16 protein-coding genes are annotated in these 22421 nt (G+C 39.0%); 3 read left to right on the top strand and 13 right to left on the bottom strand.

Annotation, left to right across the window (positions count from 1 at the left end; translation table 11 throughout):
- Positions 1-4 precede the first annotated feature (4 nt).
- The 8 genes from radC to E7303_RS10460 form a co-directional block, all read right to left on the bottom strand.
- Positions 5-718, bottom strand: a complete 714-nt coding sequence (gene radC, locus E7303_RS10495; protein WP_292145231.1) for a RadC family protein — start codon at positions 716-718, stop codon at positions 5-7.
- Positions 719-797: 79 nt separating this feature from the next.
- A complete protein-coding gene (locus E7303_RS10490) occupies positions 798-2081 on the bottom strand; it encodes a methionine gamma-lyase family protein (RefSeq protein WP_330601659.1) in 1284 nt (427 codons plus the stop codon).
- The gene (miaA, locus tag E7303_RS10485) at positions 2071-3012 is read right to left on the bottom strand and encodes a tRNA (adenosine(37)-N6)-dimethylallyltransferase MiaA (protein WP_292145229.1); all 942 of its coding nucleotides are present in this window, start codon (positions 3010-3012) and stop codon (positions 2071-2073) included. Before miaA ends, E7303_RS10490 begins: the two co-directional genes overlap by 11 nt.
- Positions 3009-5042 carry a DNA mismatch repair endonuclease MutL gene (gene mutL / locus E7303_RS10480; RefSeq protein ID WP_292145228.1) on the bottom strand — a complete coding sequence of 678 codons (2034 nt, stop codon included), beginning with the start codon at positions 5040-5042 and terminating at the stop codon, positions 3009-3011. The genes miaA and mutL overlap by 4 nt, the downstream gene beginning before the upstream one ends.
- A complete protein-coding gene (mutS, locus tag E7303_RS10475) occupies positions 5043-7721 on the bottom strand; it encodes a DNA mismatch repair protein MutS (protein ID WP_292145227.1) in 2679 nt (892 codons plus the stop codon).
- A 46-nt stretch (positions 7722-7767) separates the two neighbouring features.
- A complete protein-coding gene (gene miaB, locus E7303_RS10470; RefSeq protein ID WP_292145226.1) occupies positions 7768-9228 on the bottom strand; it encodes a tRNA (N6-isopentenyl adenosine(37)-C2)-methylthiotransferase MiaB in 1461 nt (486 codons plus the stop codon).
- Complete coding sequence (gene pepT, locus E7303_RS10465; RefSeq protein ID WP_292145225.1) at positions 9228-10475, bottom strand: peptidase T; 1248 nt, start codon at positions 10473-10475, stop codon at positions 9228-9230. Before pepT ends, miaB begins: the two co-directional genes overlap by 1 nt.
- Entirely contained in the window at positions 10472-12409 is a 1938-nt protein-coding gene (locus E7303_RS10460) for a hypothetical protein (protein ID WP_292145224.1), read from the bottom strand. Before E7303_RS10460 ends, pepT begins: the two co-directional genes overlap by 4 nt.
- A 128-nt stretch (positions 12410-12537) precedes the next feature.
- On the opposite strand from E7303_RS10460, the gene E7303_RS10455 reads away from it, so the two are divergent.
- Complete coding sequence (locus E7303_RS10455; RefSeq protein ID WP_292145223.1) at positions 12538-12894, top strand: DUF1292 domain-containing protein; 357 nt, start codon at positions 12538-12540, stop codon at positions 12892-12894.
- On the opposite strand, the gene E7303_RS10450 is transcribed toward E7303_RS10455, so the two are convergent.
- Together E7303_RS10450 and gltX are read right to left on the bottom strand one after the other, a co-directional pair.
- On the bottom strand, positions 12831-14753 hold the full coding sequence (locus tag E7303_RS10450) for an ATP-dependent helicase (RefSeq protein ID WP_292145222.1): 1923 nt from the start codon (positions 14751-14753) through the stop codon (positions 12831-12833). The two genes, E7303_RS10455 and E7303_RS10450, sit on opposite strands and share 64 nt — an antisense overlap.
- Complete coding sequence (gene gltX, locus E7303_RS10445) at positions 14743-16206, bottom strand: glutamate--tRNA ligase (protein ID WP_292145221.1); 1464 nt, start codon at positions 16204-16206, stop codon at positions 14743-14745. Before gltX ends, E7303_RS10450 begins: the two co-directional genes overlap by 11 nt.
- Before the next feature lie 210 nt (positions 16207-16416).
- On the opposite strand from gltX, the gene E7303_RS10440 reads away from it, so the two are divergent.
- Positions 16417-16854 carry a dUTP diphosphatase gene (locus E7303_RS10440; protein ID WP_074887385.1) on the top strand — a complete coding sequence of 146 codons (438 nt, stop codon included), beginning with the start codon at positions 16417-16419 and terminating at the stop codon, positions 16852-16854.
- Positions 16855-16924: 70 nt separating this feature from the next.
- Here E7303_RS10440 and E7303_RS10435 read toward each other — a convergent pair whose 3' ends face one another.
- The 3 genes from E7303_RS10435 to E7303_RS10425 form a co-directional block, all read right to left on the bottom strand.
- The gene (locus E7303_RS10435; protein ID WP_292145220.1) at positions 16925-19528 is read right to left on the bottom strand and encodes a heavy metal translocating P-type ATPase; all 2604 of its coding nucleotides are present in this window, start codon (positions 19526-19528) and stop codon (positions 16925-16927) included.
- Positions 19529-19536: 8 nt separating this feature from the next.
- Positions 19537-19848 (bottom strand): metal-sensing transcriptional repressor, encoded by a 312-nt coding sequence (locus E7303_RS10430; RefSeq protein WP_074887379.1) that lies wholly within the window; start codon positions 19846-19848, stop codon positions 19537-19539.
- A gap of 199 nt (positions 19849-20047) precedes the next feature.
- On the bottom strand, positions 20048-20812 hold the full coding sequence (locus tag E7303_RS10425) for a DUF975 family protein (RefSeq protein WP_292145219.1): 765 nt from the start codon (positions 20810-20812) through the stop codon (positions 20048-20050).
- Between the two features lie 203 nt (positions 20813-21015).
- On the opposite strand from E7303_RS10425, the gene E7303_RS10420 reads away from it, so the two are divergent.
- The gene (locus tag E7303_RS10420) at positions 21016-21201 is read left to right on the top strand and encodes a hypothetical protein (protein ID WP_292145218.1); all 186 of its coding nucleotides are present in this window, start codon (positions 21016-21018) and stop codon (positions 21199-21201) included.
- The last annotated feature ends 1220 nt before the right edge of the window (positions 21202-22421 follow it).

Below are 22421 nucleotides of genomic sequence, written 5' to 3'. Positions count from 1 at the left end.
CTCCTTATTGCCATAAAAGCCCTTTTTCTCCAAAGCTGTAATATGACTGATTTCCTATAATAATATGATCTATAAGCCTGATATCAAGCATATTGCCTGATTCGCTGATCTTATTGGTAAGTTCCGCATCTGCCCTTGACGGAGTCGGATCTCCGCTTGGATGATTATGCAAAAGAACTATACAAGATGCACCACTTTTAAGCGCATGTGTAAATATGTCTCTTGGAGACACCGAAGCTGAATTAACCGTACCTATGGATAATACAGACTCATTTATAAGCTTATGCTTATTATTGAGGCAAAGAAGTACTGCCTTTTCCCTTTCTTCATGTCGCATCTTCTCCATATATATGGATGCAATCTGTCTGGATGACTCAAAGAAAGTTCCGCTAAAAGAACTCTGAACAGCCATTCTCTTAGCAAGCTCCGTAAGGCATTTTAGCTTAACAGCCTTAACTTCTCCAATGCCGTGAACACTTTTAAGTTCATCAAGTGTCAGGGAAAAGAGGCCATTTAGCCCTCTCTCTTTACCGTTGGATAAGCCTAATATCTCATGGGCAATTTCTATTGGTGAGGAATTGCCACTGCCTGTACGAATAATGATAGCAAGCAGCTCTGCATCTGTAAGACACTCTGGTCCTGCACTTATAAAGCGCTCATAAGGAAGCATTTCCTTGTAGGCACTGCTTCCAAACATCTTATTATTTATTGTATTCATCTTTACCTTTCTGATATAACGCAATGCGCCGCTTCTCCAGGCGATCAGAAAAGTACAAAATGGTACAGCTAATAGTTTATCACAAAGATATCATTTTTACATCATAAAGCTTTTGCAAAGTCTTTAAAATACCATATTTAGCGTGTGGCCAGGTAAGTCCACCCTGGAAAAATACTGAATATGGCTCTTTTATAGGTCCATCGGCTGAAAGCTCAATGGATGAGCCTGATACAAATGCTCCTGCAGCCATGATAACCTGTGCATCATAGCCAGGCATATCCCAAGGCTCTGGTGTAACAAAGGAATCAACAGGCGCTGCAGCCTGAATTCCCTCACAGAAAGCAATAACTCCCTCAGGCTTGCCAAAAGTAACTGCCTGAATGATATCAAATCTGTCTTCGCTTCCGTTTGGACAAACATCAAAGCCAAGCTTTTCGTAGATATTTGCTGCAAAGATCGCACCCTTTAAGGCTGAAGCTGTTACAGTAGGTGCAAGGAAGAATCCCTGATAAAACTGAGGAAGGATTCCAAGAGAAGCTCCAACTTCCTTACCAAGTCCTGGAGAAGTAAGTCTGAAAGCTGCATTTTCAACACACTCTTTTTTACCTGCAATATATCCGCCAATTGGAGCAAGTCCGCCGCCCGGATTCTTTATCAGTGAACCAACAACCATATCTGCGCCGAGATCTGTGGGCTCAATTCTCTCAACAAACTCTCCATAACAGTTATCAACCATACAGAGAACATCTTTTTTAATGCCCTTGATAAAGCTTATGAGTTCTCCTATCCTCTCTACAGAAAGTGTAGGTCTTGTCTGATATCCCTTGGATCTCTGGATAGTTACAAGCTTGATATTATCGTTTTCAAGTAATACCTTTTTGATATTCTCAAAATCAAAGCTTCCGTCAGGTAATAGATCTACCTGTGAATATGAAACTCCATACTCAGCAAGTGAACCCTTTGAAGGTCTTATTCCGATTACTTCTTCCAATGTATCGTAAGGCTTTCCAACAGGAGAAAAAAGCATATCTCCCGGGCGAAGGTTACTCATAAGAGCAAGAGCAAGTGCATGTGTTCCGCATGTGATCTGAGGTCTTACAAGAGCATCCTCTGCATGGAAAACTGAGGCATAGACTGCTTCAAGCTTTTCTCTTCCGATATCGTTATATCCGTAGCCTGTAGTTCCAAGAAGGCAGGCTTCACTAACCTTATTATCCTGCATTGCCTTAAGAACCTTAAGCTGATTGTACTCAGCAGTCTCATCTATGGCCTTAAATCTTGGCTCAAGCTCCTTTAAAATCTTTTCTCCAAACTCATAAACTTCCCTTGATATACCAAGGGCTTCATACATATTACTTTTCATTTCCATAAATCCTAAGCATCTCTTTCAATATTAAATCTTCATCGTGGCCGAAAGCTTCTTTATCCAGCCATATTACATCTCTTTCACGTCTAAACCAGGTAAGCTGTCTCTTAGCAAAGTGCCTTGTGTTGAGCTTTATCAGATAAATTGCTCTTTCAAGGTCGTACTCACCATTTAAATATCCGATCATTTCCCTGTAGCCTAGACTTTGCATGGACGTTGCCGTCATTGGAATGTCCATCTTAACAAGGTCCCTTACTTCCTGTTCGAGGCCATCGGATATCATTTTATCGACGCGAGCGTCTATGCGTGAGTATAACGTTTTTCTATCATCTGTCAATACAAAGTAGGTAAAATCATATGGAGAATCGTTATTACTCTGCTCTTTATTGTGTTCAGATATCTTTTTTCCTGTCTTTTTATAATATTCCAAAGCTCTGATAACACGCTTTGAGTTGTTCTCATGAATTATTTCCGCCGACTGAGGATCCACCTTTTTCAGCTCCTCAAAGAGCTCATGGCCTTCACCGTTTTCCGCTCTTTGCTCAAGCTCTTTTCTATAGGAATCATCCTCATCAGTTTCAGTAAAATCTATGTCACGAAGTACAGCCTGAATATAAAAGCCTGTACCACCAACAAGGATCGGAACTTTCCCTCTTGAAGAAATATCATCTATAGCTTCTTTTACAAGCTTTTGAAACAAAAAGACATTAAAATCTTCCTTAGGGTCAAGAAAATCGATAAGGTGGTGCCTTACTCCGCCCATTTTATCGGGAGATATCTTATCGGTTCCGATATTCATATATTTATAGACCTGCATAGAATCAGCGGAGATTATCTCTCCGCCAATAGCTTTTGCAAGTTCAATTGATAGCTTTGATTTGCCAACTGCAGTTGGTCCTGTTAAAACAACAAGCTTTTGTTTACTCATTCCACTACTCGCTTAAATTTCTTATCAATCTCATACTTGGACATCGATATAATTGTAGGTCTTCCGTGAGGACAATTATATGGATTTTCAAGTGTCAGCAGTTCATCTAAAAGGGCTTCAAGCTCAGTCCTGGACATTCTTGTATTGCCCTTAACTGAAGCCTTACAAGCCATACTTGCTATCTTGTAGTTGATGACATCAGGTGTTCTGTCAAGGCTTGTTTCATGTGAAAGCTCATCAAGGATCTCTATGAACATCTCTTTTTCATTCTCGCAGCCAAAAAGATCTACAGGAATTGCTCTCATAGCGTATTCATGACCGCCGAAGTTTTCAATATTAAATCCAAGTTTTTCAAAATACTGTCTGTATTTAAGGAAAAGCTCCTCTTCAGCTGCAGAAAGAGAAATGATAACAGGAGGATTAACCATCTGTGAAAGCTGTTCTCCTGATTTATATCTCTTCATCATACGCTCATAATTAACTTTTTCATGAGCCGCATGCTGATCCATAAGGAATATCTTGTCCTTAAAACCTATGATCCAATAAGTTCCAAAAATCTGACCTATTATCTCATATTCTTTTACATTTTCCCTGGTAAGAACCTTTTCATCAAAAAGATTAAGCTGAACAGGCTTTTCTACTATAACAGCCTCGTCCTGCTTGATTATAGGTGAAGGCTTCTCTGCTTCCTTTGCCTTTGAGCCGTCCGAATCACCAAAAATCCTGGTCCAAACTGCAGACTTATTGGAATCTTCGATTTTTATGGGCTCTGCCTTTATTCCTGTTGCAAATACAGGCTCATCTTCCTTTAATCTGTTTTCTTCGAATCTGACTTTTTCAAATGGCTGAGGAGCAATGTATTTCTGGTTTTTTTCCTCTTTCTTTACCGCAGCTTTATCATCATCTTCAAAATCACTGAGAATTTCCGGTTTTTTATTATCAGGTGCCTCGGCCACAGTGCCTGCATTTAATGCCTTTTCATCATTACCGGTATTTTTCTTTAAAGGCTCATCTTCTCCGAGAAGTGCATCAGGGATCATCTCATGATTTCGCAGGGTGTTTTCAACATTTGTCCTTATAAAATCATAAAGCGCAGGCTGATTGCCAAATCTTACTTCCAGCTTGGCAGGATGAACATTGACATCAACCATAGCAGGGTCAAGCCTAAGATGCAGAACCGCAAAGGGGAACTTATGCATCATAAGATACTGCTTGTAGCCTTCTTCCAGGGCCTTGGACATGACCTTATCTTTTACATATCTTCCATTTACAAAAAAGATCTCAAAATTCCTGTTCGATCTGTTTATGGAAGGTTCTCCCAAATACCCCTCAAGGGTATAGCCGTTACCTGAAACATTTATAGGAACAAGGCTTACAGAAATATCTCTTCCATAGATCCTGTAGATTATCTCCTTTAAATCACCGTTTCCTGTTGTAGAGAATTTATCCTCTTTATTGTTTATGTAGTGAAAAGAAACTGTTGGATTATCAAGAGCAAGATGCTCCATTACATCCCCAATATAGCTTCCTTCTGTCTGAGGAGTCTTAAGGAACTTCTTTCTGGCAGGAGTATTGTAAAAAAGATTCCTCACAATAAGTGAAGTTCCATCTGGCGCTCCAATCTCTTCAAAAGAAATCTCTTCACCGCCATTTATGGTATATCTTGTGCCTGTAAGATCATCAGAAGTCTTTGTGATCATATCAACCTGGGCAACTGATGAGATACTTGAAAGAGCCTCACCTCTAAATCCAAGAGAATGAATAGTATAAAGGTCATCGATACAGGTAAGCTTACTTGTAGCATGACGTTTAAAGGCTTTGCGGATCTGACTTTTTTCAATTCCGCTGCCATTATCGGTTACACGGATCATATCGATACCGCCGCCCTTTATCTCAACTGTAACTGCTGTTGCGCCCGAGTCGATGGCATTTTCAACAAGCTCTTTTACAACACTTGCAGGCCTTTCTACAACTTCACCTGCAGCAATCTGATCTATGGTATTTTTGTCCAGTTCATTAATAAAAACCATTTAGTTTTTCCACCTGTTTTTCAAATCACTTTGAAGCTTATAAAGCGTGTTAAGCGCGTCCATTGGGGTAAGTGTTGTTATATCTATTTCCTGTAACCTCTTTAATACGTCTTCATCTGTAACCGTATCAAAAAGAGTCATCTGATCTATATCCACATCATCATAGTGCTGTACTTTGACTTTTTTATCGTTCTTGGATTCTTTGGCAATGCTCTGAACCTTTTCAGTTATGTCGTTATTTGTAAGCTCAGCTACGATCTCTTTTGCCCTGTCAATTACCATATCAGGCACGCCTGCAAGCTTGGCAACCTGAATACCGTAGCTCTTGTCAGCGCCGCCCTTGATGATCTTACGTAAAAATACGATATCATCACCATTTTCCTTAACAGCGATGCAATAGTTATTTACATTGTCCATTTTGCCCTCAAGCTCAGTAAGCTCATGATAATGAGTAGCGAACAAAGTCTTGGCTCCAAGTATCTTTCTGTTGCTGATATGTTCTGTTACAGCCCAGGCAATCGCAAGTCCGTCATATGTAGAAGTACCACGCCCTATCTCATCCAGGATAAGAAGTGAATTGGGCGTTGCGTTTCTGAGGATATTGGCAACTTCATTCATCTCAACCATGAAAGTTGACTGACCGCTTCCAAGGTCATCAGAAGCACCAACTCTTGTAAATATCCTGTCAACAACACAGATGTCAGCTTTATCAGCGGGTACAAAAGAACCTATCTGTGCCATCAAAACTATAAGTGCAGACTGTCTCATATAGGTTGACTTACCGGCCATATTAGGACCTGTGATGATTGAAATGCAGTGTTTTTTATTATCAAGGTATGTGTCATTTGCAATGAACATATCAGAAGAATCAAGCATTTTCTCAACTACCGGATGTCTTCCGTTTTTGATATTGATAATGCCCTTTTCGTTGAGCGAAGGCTTAACATATCTGTTCTTTTCAGCCACATAGGCAAGGGATGCATACACATCCAAAAGAGCTATGGATTTAGCTGTACTCTGTATTCTGTTTATCTCAAGAGCAATGGAATCCCTGATCTTGCAGAACATGTCGTACTCAAGGTTATTTAACTTATCCTGTGCATTAAGAATAGTATCCTCAAGTTCTTTTAACTTAGGTGTTGTATATCTCTCGCAATTAGTAAGAGTCTGCTTTCTAATGAAGTAATCAGGCACCTTGTCCTTAAATGAGTTTGTAACTTCAAAGGAATATCCAAACACATTGCTGTATTTGATCCTAAGGTTCTTTATTCCTGTATTTTCTTTTTCTTCTTCTTCAAGCTGTGAAAGCCAGATTTTGCCGTTAGTTCCGGCCTCTCTGAAATGATCTATATCTTTGTCAAAACCGTCTTTAATGATTCCACTCTCTTTTATGGCAAGAGGTGGTTCCTCAACGATAGCACTGTCAATAAGGTCATGGATATCAGTTAAAGGATCAAGGTTTTCAGTAAGCTTTTTTATCTCTGGGTCATCCTGAATATCCAAAAGAGCTGTGATAATTGCAGGAATCATCTTTATAGAATTTCTGAATGCCAAAAGATCTCTTGGATTAGCGGTCTTAAATACAATCTTGGACATCAGTCTTTCAAGGTCATATACAGGATTTAAGTACTCCCTGATTTCCTCTCTTGTAACGACGTTTTTCAAAAGAGTATCAACTGCGCCCTGCCTTAAAAGAATCTCATCCTTTTCAATAAGGGGCTGCTCAATGAAGCTTCTAAGAGTTCTGGCTCCCATGGCAGTCTTGGTCTTATCAAGAACCCACAGAAGGGTTCCTCTTTTCTGCTTATCTCTCATTGTCTCAACAAGCTCAAGATTTCGCCTTGTTGAGCTGTCAAGCAGCATGTACTTACTTGTAAGATAAGGATAAATATGAGTGATATTTGAAATATCTGACTTCTGCATATCTGTCAGATACTGCAGTAAAGATCCGGCAGCCACAATTCCGTTTGGAAAATCATCTATTCCAAGTCCTATAAGTGAAGAAACCTTAAAGTGCCTTAAAAGCAGTCTCTTACAGGAATCTTCATCATAGTACCTTGAATCTAACGGATTTACAAAAATCTGAAGTCTGTTCTTTAGATCATTTATATCAATCCCGGAAAAAGTAAAGGCTTCATTACAGATGATCTCCGATGGCATATACTTTACGATCTCATCATTGCAGGCCCTTAAACTATCAACCTCAGTGAGATAATAATCTCCGGTTGTCACATCAGCTATAGAGATTCCGATGCTGTCAGGTGAATAAAGAACACTCATGATATAATTGTTCTTTGTTTCCTCAAGGGACTGCATGTTAAGATTGGTTCCGGGTGTTACGATCCTTGTCACATCTCTTTTGACAATTCCCTTAGCAAGCTTAGGGTCTTCAGTCTGTTCACAAATCGCTACCTTATAGCCCCTGGAAACAAGCTTTGTAAGGTAAGAATCAACTGCATGGAAAGGGACTCCGCACATTGGAGCTCTTTCCTCAAGGCCACAGGCCTTTCCTGTAAGTGTAAGTTCCAGTTCCTTTGAAGCTATCTTGGCATCGTCAAAAAAGAGTTCATAAAAGTCACCAAGTCTGTAAAACAGTATGCAGTCTTTGTATTCAGCCTTCGTTTGAAGATAGTGCTGCATCATCGGTGAAACTTTTTCAATATCTATACTTTCAAACATGGTAGTGTTCTCCACGTTTATATCCCCATTTCATTAGATTTTAGAATTAAACCGCATGGCCCATGAAGTAGAAGCCTTTGCACTCATCAAGATGAACATTTACAAGCTCGCCTATAAGTGATTCATCTCCAGGAAAATGCACCAAGGTATTATTGGACATTCTTCCTGTAACAAGGCTGCTATCCTGCTCGTTTACTCCCTCTACAAGAACTTCTGCAGTGATACCTGTCATCTTCTCTGACTGCTTGCGGGCTGTTTCCTGAACAACTTTAAGAAGCTTGTCGAAGTTCTTTTTTACCTCTTCTTCAGGAACCTGGTTCTCGAAAGAGGCAGCAGGTGTACCTGTTCTCTTTGAATAGATGAAGGTAAATGCATTGTCAAATCCAGCCTTCTTTACTACATCAATTGTGTCGTCAACATCGCTTTCTGTCTCCCCCGGAAAGCCAACGATAATATCTGTAGTAATAGCAACATCAGGGAGCTTTTCATGGATCTTATCTACAAGCGCAAGATAGCTCTCTTTTGTGTACTTTCTGTTCATACGCCTTAAGATCTCAGTATTTCCTGACTGCAAAGGAAGATGGATATGTCTTGCGATCTTAGGATTACGGGCAATTACATCCAAAAGCTCATCTGAAAAATCCTTAGGATGAGGAGTCATGAATCTTACTCTCTCTATTCCTTTAACCTTGGACACTTCTTCCAAAAGCTCAGGGAAAGATATTCGATTTGGGTCACCCTCTTTAAAATCAAGGCTATAAGAGTTTACATTCTGGCCAAGGAGCATGACTTCCTTAACACCGTCATTTGCAAGCTTTTCGCACTCTCTTATGATGTCCTTAGGATTTCTTGAACGCTCTCTTCCGCGCACATAAGGAACGATACAATATGTGCAGAAATTGTTGCATCCAAACATGATATTTACGCCTGACTTAAATGGATACTTTCTAAATACAGGAAGATCCTCGACAATCTTGTCTGTCTCCTTCCAGATATCTATGATCATTCTGTCAGAGGCAAGTGCTGTACACAAAAGCTCAGCAAACTTATAGATGTTGTGTGTTCCAAAGATAAGGTCAACAAAGCGATAGCTCTTTTTAATCTTCTCAACTGCGCTCTGCTCCTGCATAAGGCAGCCACAGATAGCGATCTTCATATGAGGATTCTTTTTCTTGTGGCTTCCGCATGCTCCAAGTCGTCCATATACTCTCTGATCCGCATTATCTCTGACTGTGCAGGTATTATACAGAACAAAATCTGCCTCTTCTGAATCAGTTTCTTCGTATCCAACAAGTTTCAAGATAGCCAGAAGCTTTTCAGAATCTCTGGCATTCATCTGACAGCCAAAAGTCACAACACAGGCCTTTGGTGTTCTTCCAAGCTCTTTTTTCAGCTCTTCAACATAGCCCTTTGCTTCTTCAATAAAGCCAAGCTGCTTTAAGCTCTCAGCATCAGTTACTTCTTCTTTGTTTGCGTTTAAAATATTTATATCTTTCTTAAATTCCATTACTTATAACTCTTTCCGTACTCATTAACAATTCCAAGCAGAATATCTACAGTCTTTTCCATTTCCTGTACTGAAGCATACTCATACTTGCCGTGATAGTTGTAGCCACCTGTGCAAAGGTTTGGACATGGAAGTCCCTTATATGAAAGGCTTGCTCCGTCTGTGCCGCCTCTGATCGGGAATTCCAAAGGTGTAACACCGATATCTGTCATGGCTTTTTTAGCATTCTCTATAAGATGCATGTGAGGTCTTATCTTTTCAATCATGTTCTTGTACTGATCTCTTACTTTTACCTCTACAGTGCCCTCGCCATATTTCTTGTTCAAATATTCAGCAGCATCAATAAAGAGCTGTTTTTTCTTTTCAAACAAAGCTTCATCATGGTCGCGGATAATATAGCTTGCACTTGCCTTTTCTGTTGATCCGTTTATTTCCGTCAGATGGAAAAAGCCCTCTCTTCCCTGTGTATACATAGGATTCATCTGAACAGGTAAAAGAGAATGGAACTCATAGCAGATAAGTGATGCATTTACCATTTTGTCTTTTGCATCACCGGGATGAACGCTTCTTCCGTTTACTACTATCTTGCCTTCTGCAGCATTGAAGTTCTCATACTCAAGGTCTCCAAGCTTTCCGCCGTCAACTGTATAAGCAAATTTTGCACCAAATTTCTCAATATCAAAGTGAGCTGTTCCCTCACCAATTTCCTCATCAGGAGTAAATGCTATCTTAATATCACCGTGAGGTATATCAGGATTAGTCAAAAGGACTTCTGCCATAGTCATGATCTCGGCAATACCGGCCTTATCATCGGCACCAAGAAGTGTTGTTCCATCTGTTACAATAAGTGTTTCTCCCACATGATTTGAAAGCTCAGGGAAATCAGCAGGTGATAACACAACGCCAAGCTCCTTGTTAAGTACAATATCTTTTCCGTCATAATTCTCAACTTTTCTTGGCTTAACATCCTTGCCGCTAACCTCATCAGATGTGTCCATATGAGAAATAAAGCCAATTGCAGGTCTGTCAACATTGTCGTTTATGTTAGATGGTATTGAAGCATAAACGTAGCAATGGTCCTCATCATAATAAACATCAGATGCACCTATCTCATTTAATTCTTTTACAAGGAAACGCGCAAGTTCATGCTGTTTCATTGTGGAAGGAGAAGTTCCTGTTGTGTCATCAGACTGTGTATCAAATTTTACATAGTTTAAAAATTTTGAAATTACATCGGGTCTATTCATTTTCTTTTCAACTTCCTTTTACTTTTATTATCAGGGTCAGGCTCGCTCATATAGATCCTAACTGACCTTTCACTCATTTTTTCAACTGAATTGTTCTTTTTATCAGTATTATCTATTTTGGAAACGCTCTCCGTATCTGATATCATCTTCCAGCGAAGACCATCAGGTAGTTTAGGGAGGGCTATATCTTCAGCCATCCAGTGCATATTGTAGCAGACATAGATAAATGGACTGTTTTTGTCGCTCTTATCATACTGTCCGCAGTAAAGCATTCCCAGAATGTGGCTGTGTCCCGTAAAATCAGGTCTCCAGGCATCTCGTCCATGACAGGAAAGATCCGGATAGCCACAGGAAATATAATCCATTAGTTTAAATGTTGATGGGTTATGAAGTACTCTGTGGTCAAAACGGAGCTTTAAAAGGAACTTAAAGTACTCAAATATCTCAGCATTCTTCTCAAGAGCCTTCCAGTCAACCCAGCCAGTCTCATTGTCCTGGCAATATGGATTGTTATTGCCTGCCTGAGAAGAACAGAACTCATCACCACTAAAGATCATAGGTGTTCCCTGAGCCAAAAGAAGCATTGTCAATATGTTTTTTACCTGCTTCTTTCTAAGTTCCAAAATACTATGCTTTCTGGTTCTTCCCTCAATTCCGCAGTTCCAGCTAAGGTTATTGTCAGTGCCGTCCTTGTTATTTTCACCGTTTTCTTCATTGTGCTTATGCTCGTAGGCAACAAGGTCCGCAAGCCTAAAGCCCTCGTAATCACAGATATAATTGATAACTCCGTGAGTATTGCCATTTGCGATCATTGCATGGAAAAAGTCACTTGCAGAGTTGTCATCACTCTTTAAGAATCTCCTGCTTGCATATAAAAATGAATTGTTATATACAGCAAGATATCTTTTGGATGGATCAGAACTGTCTTCAAACCAGTCATACCATATCTTTGCGTCAGCAAAAAGCGGTTCTCTCGTTATAAGGGAGATTGGGATCCTTGCTCCCTTCAAATGAAAACCATCAACGTGATAAGAGCATCTCCAGTATCTGAGTGCGTCTATCATAAGGCTCTCATTCTCATTTTCTTCGAAAAAGAACTGCATGATAACTTCAAGTCCATTTTCATGCATTGTCTTTATAAAATACTTAAACTCGTTCTCTGCATCATCAGGATTTGAACAATAAGCTGTTCTTGGCGCAAAGTAAAAGCCCTTTTTATAGCCCCAGAAATTGAGCCTTGGCTTAATACTGTTAGTATTTGAAATGCTGCCATCTTTTGAATACAAAAGCTCTTTTGACAAAATGCCCCCATGAGTCCCCAGAGTCTCAACTTCATTCATCTCAATAGCCGGCATAAGCTCAACAGTTGTAACACCTATGGATTTAAGATAAGGAATCTTATCAAGAATTCCCATAAATGTTCCTCTGTGCTGCGAAGGAACTCCGCTTCCTGAAGATTTGGTAAATCCTCTTACATGGAGCAGGTATACAAAGCTGTCTTCATAGGGAATATCAGGAAAAGAGTCATTCCCCCAGTCAAAAGAATACTCAGAAGCCTTTAAAGTTGACCTGTTATCAAGCTTAGCCCTTATATCGCAGTCAGGAACATCAAGTCCAAAAGTCTCAAGTCCCAAAAGGTGCTTGGCATAAGAATCACAAAAATAAGTAGAATCGACAAAATAGTTATAAGATGAGTATTCATCTATGTTTTCAATTCCTTTAATCCTTGCAGAATATATGGAGCCACGCTTTAAGTATTTAGGGAATTTAATCTTAAGAGCTGTTTCTCCATCATTAGAAGTCCCTTTATAAAGCGCAATACCACAGGTCTTGTCACCATCAAAAACGGTGCGCACCACAAGAGACTTGTCGTAATCAATATAGCAACCAAGTGGATAAGGTTTTTCCTTGAGTATTTCTAGCTTTTCTGACATTTTTGCTCCATTCTTCACTTGTAAATCTACATAAGCCATAATATTTTACCACAAAACTTCTCATACTGCATCGTGTCGTGCTATAATCTTGATATATAAATCGAAAAGTTTTTTCAGGAGGATTATTAATGGAATTTTCTAAAATTGCCACAGACATGAATACAAAGATCGAAAACGATGAGCAAATGACCGTAGATGTAGAGCTTGACGGAGGCGAAGTAATTACTTGTGCTATTATCATTGTCCTCACTGTTAATTCAAAAGACTACATTGTGCTTCTTCCTCTCGATAAAAACGGACAGAATAACGATGGCAATGTTTGGTTTTATGAATTTATCTACAAGGGCGAGGATGAAGATCCTGAACTTGGATATATAAGTGATGATGCTGAATATGAAGCTGTTGCTGAAGCTTTCAACCTCTATCTTGATGATGTAGAGTTTGATGAGCTTGTAGAACTTCCGGAAGAAGGACTTGATGGCTGATCCCCATATTTTAAAGTCCACTTTGACCTTATAGGTCTTAGGAATCTTGAGGGAAGCATAGCATTTTCCTTAGTTCCTGTAACAAAGCTTATCATGAGCGCCTGTTTTGCCCTGGTCATTGCGACATAGAGCATTCGGCGCTCTTCTTCTATCTGACTGTCTGTCGCTGCTCCCCTGCTTGGAATGATTCCTTCATTAAGATCCGGGATCCATACCATATCAAATTCAAGTCCCTTTGAACCATGCATAGTAAGTAGCTTTACAAAGTTCCCGTTATTTCTTTTTTTCACACCCTTATCATCAGCTTTTTCACCCATTCTCTTATCCATTTCGTTCAAAAGACTCTTTGTATCTTCAAAAGTTCTTGCAAGCTTTTCAAATTCATCAAGCTTATCTTTTTCTTTTGGAAATGCCTTGTCTATGCCGATTTCTTTTCTTATATACCTGATTGATAGAGACGGCCTCATGTGGGAGATCATATTTATCTGGGAAAAGAGCTTATTAACCTGTTCAAGCATCCTTTTATTTGTCTTATAAAAACTTTTAACTCCCATTTCATTTACAATCTCTGTTGGAACCGCTTCCCTTGAAATATATCGCAGTGGTTTATTCATAATCTTGTAAAAGAACTCTCTTCTTCGCTCAACACATGAAAACTTAAGGTAATTTATTAAGACCATAACGCTTTCTGCCTCTAAAAAGCTCTTTGAGCACTCATCAAGATTAGTAGGGATTTTCTCTTCTTTTAGCATTGCTGCTATAGACATACATTCAGAATTGGTTCTGCAGATTATAGAAATATTTGAAAGGTTATCTTTTTGTCTGTGAAGAAAAGATTTTATGGAATTATACTGATTTTCTTTTGTTGTAAACTTTAGTGGAACAAGACATCCTGTGCCATTTGAACCATCTGCCTTTAGATTCTTTAAAAGTCTTTCTTTATTTTCACCAATAACAAGAAGTGCGTTATTTAAAATATCGCTGCCGCATCTGTAATTGATGTTAAGATTATAGGTTTTAGGGTCATCATCTTTAAAAGAATCAGCAAATTCAAGCATAAACCTGGGCTCAGAACCTCTAAAGCCATAAATTGACTGATCATCATCACCAACAATAAAAAGATTTTTCTCTTTTCCTATCAGAAGTTCAATAACTTTATACTGCATCAGATTTATATCCTGATACTCATCTATAAGGATAAACCTATACTTTTTTCTACACAGCTCAAGAAGTGCCTCATCCTCAGACAATAGCTCATAGCACAAAAGTATCATGTCATCAAAGTCTATTTTTTCAAATTCCTTTAATGCCCTTTTATACTTCTCAAATATCTCTTTAAAATGCTTAGAAAAGGCAAAACAGGTGTTGCAGTCATCACTCTTTAAAGAGCTGTTCTTAATTCTTGATATCTCAGAGAGCACATTCTTACATATGTCAGTGTCTGAGTCCATTTCCTCTTTTAAAAGCGGATCTTTTTCTGCAATAGAAAAAAGAATATTATAAATGATCTTTTGCTTAAAGCTTTCATTTGCAATTTCTAAGTGTTTGGAATTATAGTGACCAGAATTTTTGATTATCTGATAAAAGATAGAATGAAATGTTCCAAAAGTCACTTCCGGATAAGAACTATCCGTGTTTTTCATGAATCGCTGCTGCATCTCGAAAGCAGCCGCTTTGGTAAAAGTAATTACCAGAATACTGGATGGTACAACGCCTCTTTCTTCAATGAGATAGCGTATCCTCGAAACTATAACAAAGGTCTTTCCGCTACCGGGCCCTGCAAGTACCATTGCAGGGCCTTTGTAATGACTTATAGCCATCATCTGAGCGGAATTACCTTGAAATTTATTATTTTTCAAGTAAAGCTATTCCTTCTTTAATTCTCTTAATTGACTCTTCTTTGCCAATAACTTCCATGATCTCTGTAGCTCCGCAAGGAGTCATCTCTTTTCCTGAAAGAGCGATTCTTACTGGCCAGAGAACATATCCGTTCTTGTACTCGTGAGACTTAACAAAATCTGAAAGACAAGCATAAAGTGCATCGTTTGTATAATCATCATGTGCTTCAAGAACAGGAAGAACTTCCTTGAGAACCTTTAAGCTGCTCTCAGTATCAGTTTTCATCTTCTTGTGGCAATAAATTGCTGTGTCATATTCAGGAACTTCGTTAAAGAAGTCAACCATTGGTGCAATATCAGGCCAAATCTCAATTCTAGTCTTAACCATATTAGCGATTTTCTTAAGATCAAGATCCTTTGTGATAGCTTTCTCAAGATAAGGCTTTGCAAGCTCAAAGAATCTGTCATCATCCATTCTCTTTAAGTACTCGCCGTTCATCCATTTAAGCTTTGTATAATCAAATACTGCAGGAGATTTATTTATTCTCTTGTAGTCAAACTTTTTGATGAGGTCTTCAAGGCTCATGATCTCTTCATTATCCTCAGGAGACCAGCCAAGAAGTGCTACAAAGTTAACAACAGCCTCTGGTAAAAAGCCCTGCTCGATAAGGTCTTCGAAAGAAGAATGTCCTGATCTCTTTGAAAGCTTATGATGCTCTTCATCTGTAATAAGTGGGCAGTGAATGTACTTTGGTACTTCCCAGCCAAATGCATCATAAAGTCTGTTGTACTTAGGTGATGATGAAATATACTCATTACCACGAACAACATGTGTGATTCCCATAAGATGGTCATCCACAACGTTAGCAAAGTTGTATGTTGGATATCCATCAGACTTAATGAGGATCATATCATCAAGCTCTTTATTCTCAACGGATACATCTCCGTAAAGCTCATCATGGAAAGTAGTTGTTCCCTCTGTAGGGTTATTCTGTCTGATAACAAAAGGCTTACCCTCAGCAAGGTTCTTTTCAACTTCTTCTTTTGATAAGTGAAGACAATGCTTGTCATAAACACTGATCTCTTTTGTCTCACCATCAACTTCAATTTTCTGAACAAGACTCTTAAGTCTCTCTTCATCACAGAAGCAATAATATGCCTCGCCCTTATCGATGAGCTCCTTGGCATACTGCATGTAAATGCCTGCCTTCTGTCTCTCGCTCTGAACATATGGTCCAACAGGTCCACCGATATCCGGACCCTCATCATGAATAAGACCAGTCTCCTTAAGTGTTCTGTAGATGATCTCTGTAGCGCCCTCTACAAAACGTTCCTGATCTGTATCCTCGATTCTTAATATATAGTCACCACCTTCATGCTTAGAAATAAGATAAGCATAAAGAGCTGTTCTTAAATTTCCTACATGCATACGTCCCGTTGGGCTCGGTGCATATCTTGTACGAATCTTAACCATATCTGCTCCTATCTTCTTTATTAGATGTGCTTAAAATGACTATCTTTAAGCGCCTCTATATAGTAATATCACGTTTTTTATAACAAAACAACAAATGACATTCTAACATATCAAATATATTTTTCAATACTTACTCTTCTACCCAAATCATCATAAGACGTTGTATAATGGTTCAATAATAATCTATTAAGAATAACGCTGGGAGAGAAAATGGAAAAAGAAATCAAAATAAAATACTTAAATGACAAAATTGAAAAACTAACATATATTGATGGAAAATCTGACTGGATTGACCTTAGAAGTGCTGAGGACGTGGATCTTAAAAAAGGCGAATTCCACCTCATTCCTCTTGGCGTAGCCATGGAAATTCCTGAAGGCTATGAAGCGCACATTGTACCAAGAAGTTCAACATATAAGAATTTTGGTATTATCCAATCAAATCATATGGGCGTAGTTGACCACTCATATTGCGGTGACAATGACCAGTGGTTCATGGCAGCAATTGCAATGCGCGATACTCATATTTCTTTTAACGACAGGATCTGCCAGTTCCGCATTATGGAAAATCAGCCAAAGATAATCTTTAATGAATGTGAACACCTGGGCAACACAGACCGCGGCGGTTTCGGCACAACCGGCAAGCAGTAAAATATAGACTATATCTTTTATTTAAAAAGGATTGGCATGCCAATAGAGGCAAACCAATCCTTCTTTTAATTTATGCTATATCAGTAACTTTGTAGTCCTTATCTTCTACTGCCTTTTTAAGTACATCATTTGCAACTTCAGTAGTAAAAGTAACTTCTGCTGTTCCTGCTTCATGACTTACAACAGCGCTCTCAACACCATCAAGTGCCTCAAGAGCCTTCTTTACTGTAGCCTCGCAGTGGCCACACATCATTCCTTCAATCTTAAGTGTCTTAGTCATTTTATCTTTCCTTTCTTCTATAACTATATTTTTAATTTTATGCCTAATAGCCTTATCTTTTGATGAATCATTTATATTGAAAAGATTAAGTCTTAGAGCATTTGTAACTACAAAAAAGCTTGATAAACTCATGGCTGCAGCTCCGAACATAGGACTCAGTGACCAGCCAAACAGCTTTATATAACAGCCTGCGGCCAGCGGGATTCCTATTACATTGTAAAAGAATGCCCAAAACAGGTTCTCATGGATATTCTTAAGTGTCTGTCTTGAAAGTCGTATTGCTTTTGAAACATCAAGAAGGCTGCTCTTCATCAAAACGACATCTGCAGCATCGATTGCAACATCTGTTCCTGCCCCTATGGCAATACCTGTATCAGCCCTTGTAAGTGCAGGCGCATCATTAATACCATCACCGACCATGGCTGTAATTCCCTGCTTTGAAAGGTCTGCTACCACCTTCGCTTTTTCTTCAGGAAGGACTTCAGCAACAATGTTGTCAACTCCGGCCTTTTTACCAATAGCAATGGAAGTTTTCTCATTGTCACCTGTAAGCATGACCACTTTAATTCCCATGTTCTTAAGCTGGGAGATTGCTTCTTCTGAATCATCCTTGATAGTGTCTGCAACAGCGATTATGCCCACAAGTTTATTGTCCTGAGAAAAATAAAGTGGTGTCTTTCCTTCACTTGCAAGCCCGTCAGCCTTTTCAAGTATTTCTCCCTGAATTCTTGCGTATTTTTCTATGAAATGTCTTTTGCCGCCTCGAATCATATGGCCATCTAAATTAGCCTCAAGTCCATTGCCAAAGACCGCCTTGAAATCTGTAATTTCTTCATCAAGTTCAACGTCAAGGTCATTTACATGCTTCATCACAGCCTTTGCCAAAGGATGCTCACTCTTAGACTCCAGGAGCCCCGCTATCTTGATGAGTTTGTCATCAAAGCTCTCATACTTACTGGGGGTATATCCGCTTTTATCAATTGAGTCTGCAGAAAATACGTCAGTGACAATGGGCTCACCCTTTGTTATGGTTCCTGTTTTATCAAGTGCAACAATCTGAGTCTTTCCAAGCATTTCAAGTGATGCTGCCGTCTTAAACATAATACCGTTTTTAGCTCCAATGCCATTACCAACCATTATGGCTACAGGAGTTGCAAGGCCAAGGGCGCATGGGCAGCTGATAACCAAAACAGCTATTCCTCTTGCAAGTGCACTTCCAAAATCTGCTCCCAGTAAGAGCCATACAATAATTGTCAAAAGAGCTATTCCCATTACTGTAGGAACAAAAACTCCTGAAACTCTATCTGCCACCTTTGCGATAGGTGCCTTTGTAGATGCAGCATCGCTGACCATCTGAATTATCTGCGAAAGCGTTGTATCTCTTCCCACTCTGGTAGCTCTGCACTTGATAAATCCTGACTGATTTATGGTTGCTGCAGATACTTCCATTCCAACGGTCTTGTCAACAGGAATACTCTCGCCTGTAAGGGCTGCCTCGTCTACAGAACTGGTTCCTTCAATGACTATGCCATCAACAGGAATGCTCTCGCCTGGTCTTACAACAAATACTGTTCCAATCTGAACATTATCAATCGATACCTCTTTTTCCTCACCTGATTCATCGATAATATTTGCAGTCTTGGGAGCAAGCTTCATAAGGCTCTTTATAGCATCTGTTGTTCTGCCCTTACTCATGGCTTCAAGCATCTTGCCAACAGTGATAAGTGTAAGGATCATAGCTGCAGATTCAAAATAGAACTCATGCATGAAGTGCATTACTGCCTCAGTATCACCTTTTACCTGTGCATCTGTCATAAGGAAAAGAGCTACAAGGCTGTACGCAAAAGCTGCTGAACTTCCAAGGGCCACCAGCGTATCCATATTGGCGCCGCCATGGAAAAGCCCTTTAAATCCGCTGATAAAAAACTTACGATTTATAAACATTACAATGATTGCAAGGATCATCTGTACCATGCCCATTGCAACATGATTTCCTTCAAAGAATGAAGGCAGCGGCCATCCAAACATGGTATGTCCCATGGAGAAGTACATCAAAACCACAAGAAATCCAATTGATGTGATAAGTCTTTTCTTAAGGACAGGAGTCTCCTTATCTCTAAGAGCCTCTTCCTCCATGGCAAAGTCATTTGATGCTACATTTTCTAAAGCCTCACCGCTTTGAGAATTTATCTTTTTTGACATGGGCCTAGCGCCATAACCGGCATTTTCTACTGCTTTGATAATATCTGCTTCGCTTGCAGAACCCTCAACCCCCATGGAATTGGTAAGCAGATTAACATTACAGCTCTTAACACCTTCTACACTGCTTACAGCCTTTTCAACTCTTGCCTGACAAGCTGCACAGCTCATGCCTGTAACAATGTATTTATCCATACTTTTTATCACCTCATCATTTTCTGTAAAACATCCAGAAGTTCGTCTACTGTCTCATCCTTGCCTGCCCTTATGTCATTCGTAACGCAGGTTTTTATATGATTAGATAAAAGAACCTTTGCAAAACTGTTGAGCGCCTTGTTAGCAGCCGCAACCTGAGTAAGAATATCTGTACAGTAGGAATTATTTTCAACCATTCCTTCTATGCCCCTTATCTGGCCTTCAATTCTCTTAAGCCTGTTGATAAGATCTTTATACTCTTTTTCTTCCCTAACCTTTGTTTTAACTGATGCATTAGCATCGCATTTCGGACACGACATGAACAATCTCCTGTATATGATAAATTTTACAAAATTCATTTGCCAAAAACATAATATACCCCCATGGGGTATAATGCAAGTATTTTTTTCTTGGATTATTAATGAGCTGTGATCACCTGTAATGGCAAAAAGGATAGGCTTGTATTTATAAGCCTATCCTTGATATGTCAGTAATTATTAAATTGTTGCTATATATCTTTTATCCTCTGATTCTTCTATAAAGCTCAGCATCTGCGTTCTGCTTATAAGGATTAAGATAGAACAAACCAACAATTCCAATTGTAATGACTGATAAAATGTACCATCCAATATATGAAAGATCATATACAAAGCATGCCCATTTCTGTCCCTTCATCATAGCTCTTGACTTTTTAAGAGCATCAATAGCTGATACTGTTGGATCTTCAGCAAGAATATATGGAACCATCCTGTATGAATACATAAGGATAAATCCCGGAATCAGGAAGCAGATAAGTCCAAGTCCGATCACGATATCTCTGAGAAAAAGTCCTAAAACTGTATTGATATAATTGTTTTTGAATGCATGTAATAATTCAGGAAAATCAGCATCAGTTTCCTGGTTTACAAGGAAGAATCTGTTACAGCCAACTTCTAAAGGATTAAAAACAAAAAGGTCAACCAACTTTAGGATAAGTAAGATTGTACCAACAATTCCAAGAGCAATAAGAAGTATTACCATAAATGATGGATCACTTGCAGTCTCTTCAGAGAAAGAACTTGAAAGCTGCTCCTGATTGTTCTTAAATGTAGCTGAAGTTGATGTAAAAAATAGTGTATAAATAAATGCAACTATTACAGACTTCCAATAATTCCTCTTAAAACTAGCTTTACCATTTTCCTTAACTTCACTTCTGTTCCACATAATAACTCCTCCATAAAAATGTTGTTTGATAGTAATGATTATAAATCCCTTTAATATGCATAAAAAGATAAATAGTCGCAAATTAAAGTGCTCTATTACTTTATTATACGAATATTTTGAAATTAAATTACATTTAATTCTGAATTTTATACATTTTTAAGAATATTTTGAATAGTAAAAAAGATATTAAATTATACTTAAAATCAGTTTTTTCATCAAAAAACCTTTATAATTGATTGTAAAGATGTTTACATAATATCAATCATATTATCAAGGAGGTAGTGATGAGCAGAGTATCAGAAGTAAAAACATTGCAGGATCAGAGAATCAAAGAGATGAAGGAACGCTTCAAAAAAGAAGAAATATCAGATTCTAAAAGAATGGAACTAATGGTACAGAATATGACTCAGACTCTTAATGATATCTCTTATACTCTTGCGATGATTGCCGATAAAGATAAAAAATTCTAACATAAAAAGGGAAGCGCCTAACAAGGCTCTTCCCTTTATTAATAAAATTATTGCCCAATCAAAAAAATTCTCACTTTGTATATGCGTAAGTAAATTGTGATACATAGGGACGGTTCAAATAAATTGATCATTGTTACGAATGCTTTCTCCGATGGAGCAAGCATTCTTCAGTTATCAGATATCCTTTATAGAGCAGATCACATGATGATAAATATATGTATTGGAAGCAATACTTTCACCATAAGAAAAGCTTAGATTGCGGCTGAGTACGCCACCATTGACTGAACCTGAGGAAAACGCCTTGGTCAGCGAGCCGACGGTGAGGATGATGGGAACAGTAGATTTTCTCGCACCGTCAGATTCAGCATTGTAGCGTTTTCCTCAGAACCCGTCAATGGCAAGCACCTTCGGTGTGGCTTGGTAAGGTGCCTCAGGATCCAATTCCGAGAACAGTAGGGGTGACTACTTTAAGGTGCTTCGGCCTCCGAATTCAGGAACTGCAGGGAGATAATTTAAGGTGCCTCGGACTCTGAATTCAGTGGCAGCAGAAGCGGCTAGTTTCTAGGGAACATGGGCTCGCAGCTTTCGCATGCCGCATGTGAAAGCAGGGCTAAAGGGAGTTTATATGTGTACACTATACAAGTAGCAGTTTAGGGAGCCCGAAAGCGTTACCTTTGGGCATATAGCTTTTTTTTAATAGCTCAGCCACCTGCAATCAAACAGGGTTTGGGCTCATAGCCGGATATCAGGCTTGCAGCCACCCCTCATCATGGATTTCATCGCAGGCGATTGGGCATATACGGTAATAATCCGGCCGCAGCCACCATTTTAACGGGTGGCCAGAGGCTTGAAATCAGCCTATATGCCCATTTGAGCGCTCGCGAGGGGTGGCTGGCCTCGCAAAAAGCTGCTATATGCCCAAAACGATATTTTTTCTATTATATGAATCGTTATACGGACGGAATGATTTTTATAACAGCGATTTTCTGAGATATACGATAAAACCTGAATTTCTATCGAAATCCACTTTGATAATACCTATCATGGTCAGAAACATGACCTAAGTAAAAGAAATATACTGATTAGGTCATGAATTCTGTAATAGCGAGGCAATATCATGACAAAAAACATGACCTAGACAAATGAAAAATGTACCGACCCCCAAAAGTTAGACCCAAAAATCTAACTTTTGGAGGTCGGTATTTTTATGTCTAAGTATT

This window comes from Butyrivibrio sp. (genome assembly GCF_015056685.1).
Taxonomy (GTDB): Bacteria; Bacillota; Clostridia; order Lachnospirales; family Lachnospiraceae; genus Butyrivibrio.
The sequence above is the reverse complement of the archived record's forward strand: the minus strand, read 5'-3'. Positions and strand labels throughout refer to the sequence as shown.

What these genes read in the sequence shown, in the direction of transcription:
- radC (WP_292145231.1), bottom strand. Translation starts at nt 718, where the DNA reads ATGAATACAATAAATAATAAGATGTTTGGAAGCAGTGCCTACAAGGAA.
- E7303_RS10490 (WP_330601659.1), bottom strand. Translation starts at nt 2,081, where the DNA reads ATGAAAAGTAATATGTATGAAGCCCTTGGTATATCAAGGGAAGTTTAT.
- miaA (WP_292145229.1), bottom strand. Translation starts at nt 3,012, where the DNA reads ATGAGTAAACAAAAGCTTGTTGTTTTAACAGGACCAACTGCAGTTGGC.
- mutL (WP_292145228.1), bottom strand. Translation starts at nt 5,042, where the DNA reads ATGGTTTTTATTAATGAACTGGACAAAAATACCATAGATCAGATTGCT.
- mutS (WP_292145227.1), bottom strand. Translation starts at nt 7,721, where the DNA reads ATGTTTGAAAGTATAGATATTGAAAAAGTTTCACCGATGATGCAGCAC.
- miaB (WP_292145226.1), bottom strand. Translation starts at nt 9,228, where the DNA reads ATGGAATTTAAGAAAGATATAAATATTTTAAACGCAAACAAAGAAGAA.
- pepT (WP_292145225.1), bottom strand. Translation starts at nt 10,475, where the DNA reads ATGAATAGACCCGATGTAATTTCAAAATTTTTAAACTATGTAAAATTT.
- E7303_RS10460 (WP_292145224.1), bottom strand. Translation starts at nt 12,409, where the DNA reads ATGTCAGAAAAGCTAGAAATACTCAAGGAAAAACCTTATCCACTTGGT.
- E7303_RS10455 (WP_292145223.1), top strand. Translation starts at nt 12,538, where the DNA reads ATGGAATTTTCTAAAATTGCCACAGACATGAATACAAAGATCGAAAAC.
- gltX (WP_292145221.1), bottom strand. Translation starts at nt 16,206, where the DNA reads ATGGTTAAGATTCGTACAAGATATGCACCGAGCCCAACGGGACGTATG.
- E7303_RS10440 (WP_074887385.1), top strand. Translation starts at nt 16,417, where the DNA reads ATGGAAAAAGAAATCAAAATAAAATACTTAAATGACAAAATTGAAAAA.
- E7303_RS10435 (WP_292145220.1), bottom strand. Translation starts at nt 19,528, where the DNA reads ATGGATAAATACATTGTTACAGGCATGAGCTGTGCAGCTTGTCAGGCA.
- E7303_RS10430 (WP_074887379.1), bottom strand. Translation starts at nt 19,848, where the DNA reads ATGTCGTGTCCGAAATGCGATGCTAATGCATCAGTTAAAACAAAGGTT.
- E7303_RS10420 (WP_292145218.1), top strand. Translation starts at nt 21,016, where the DNA reads ATGAGCAGAGTATCAGAAGTAAAAACATTGCAGGATCAGAGAATCAAA.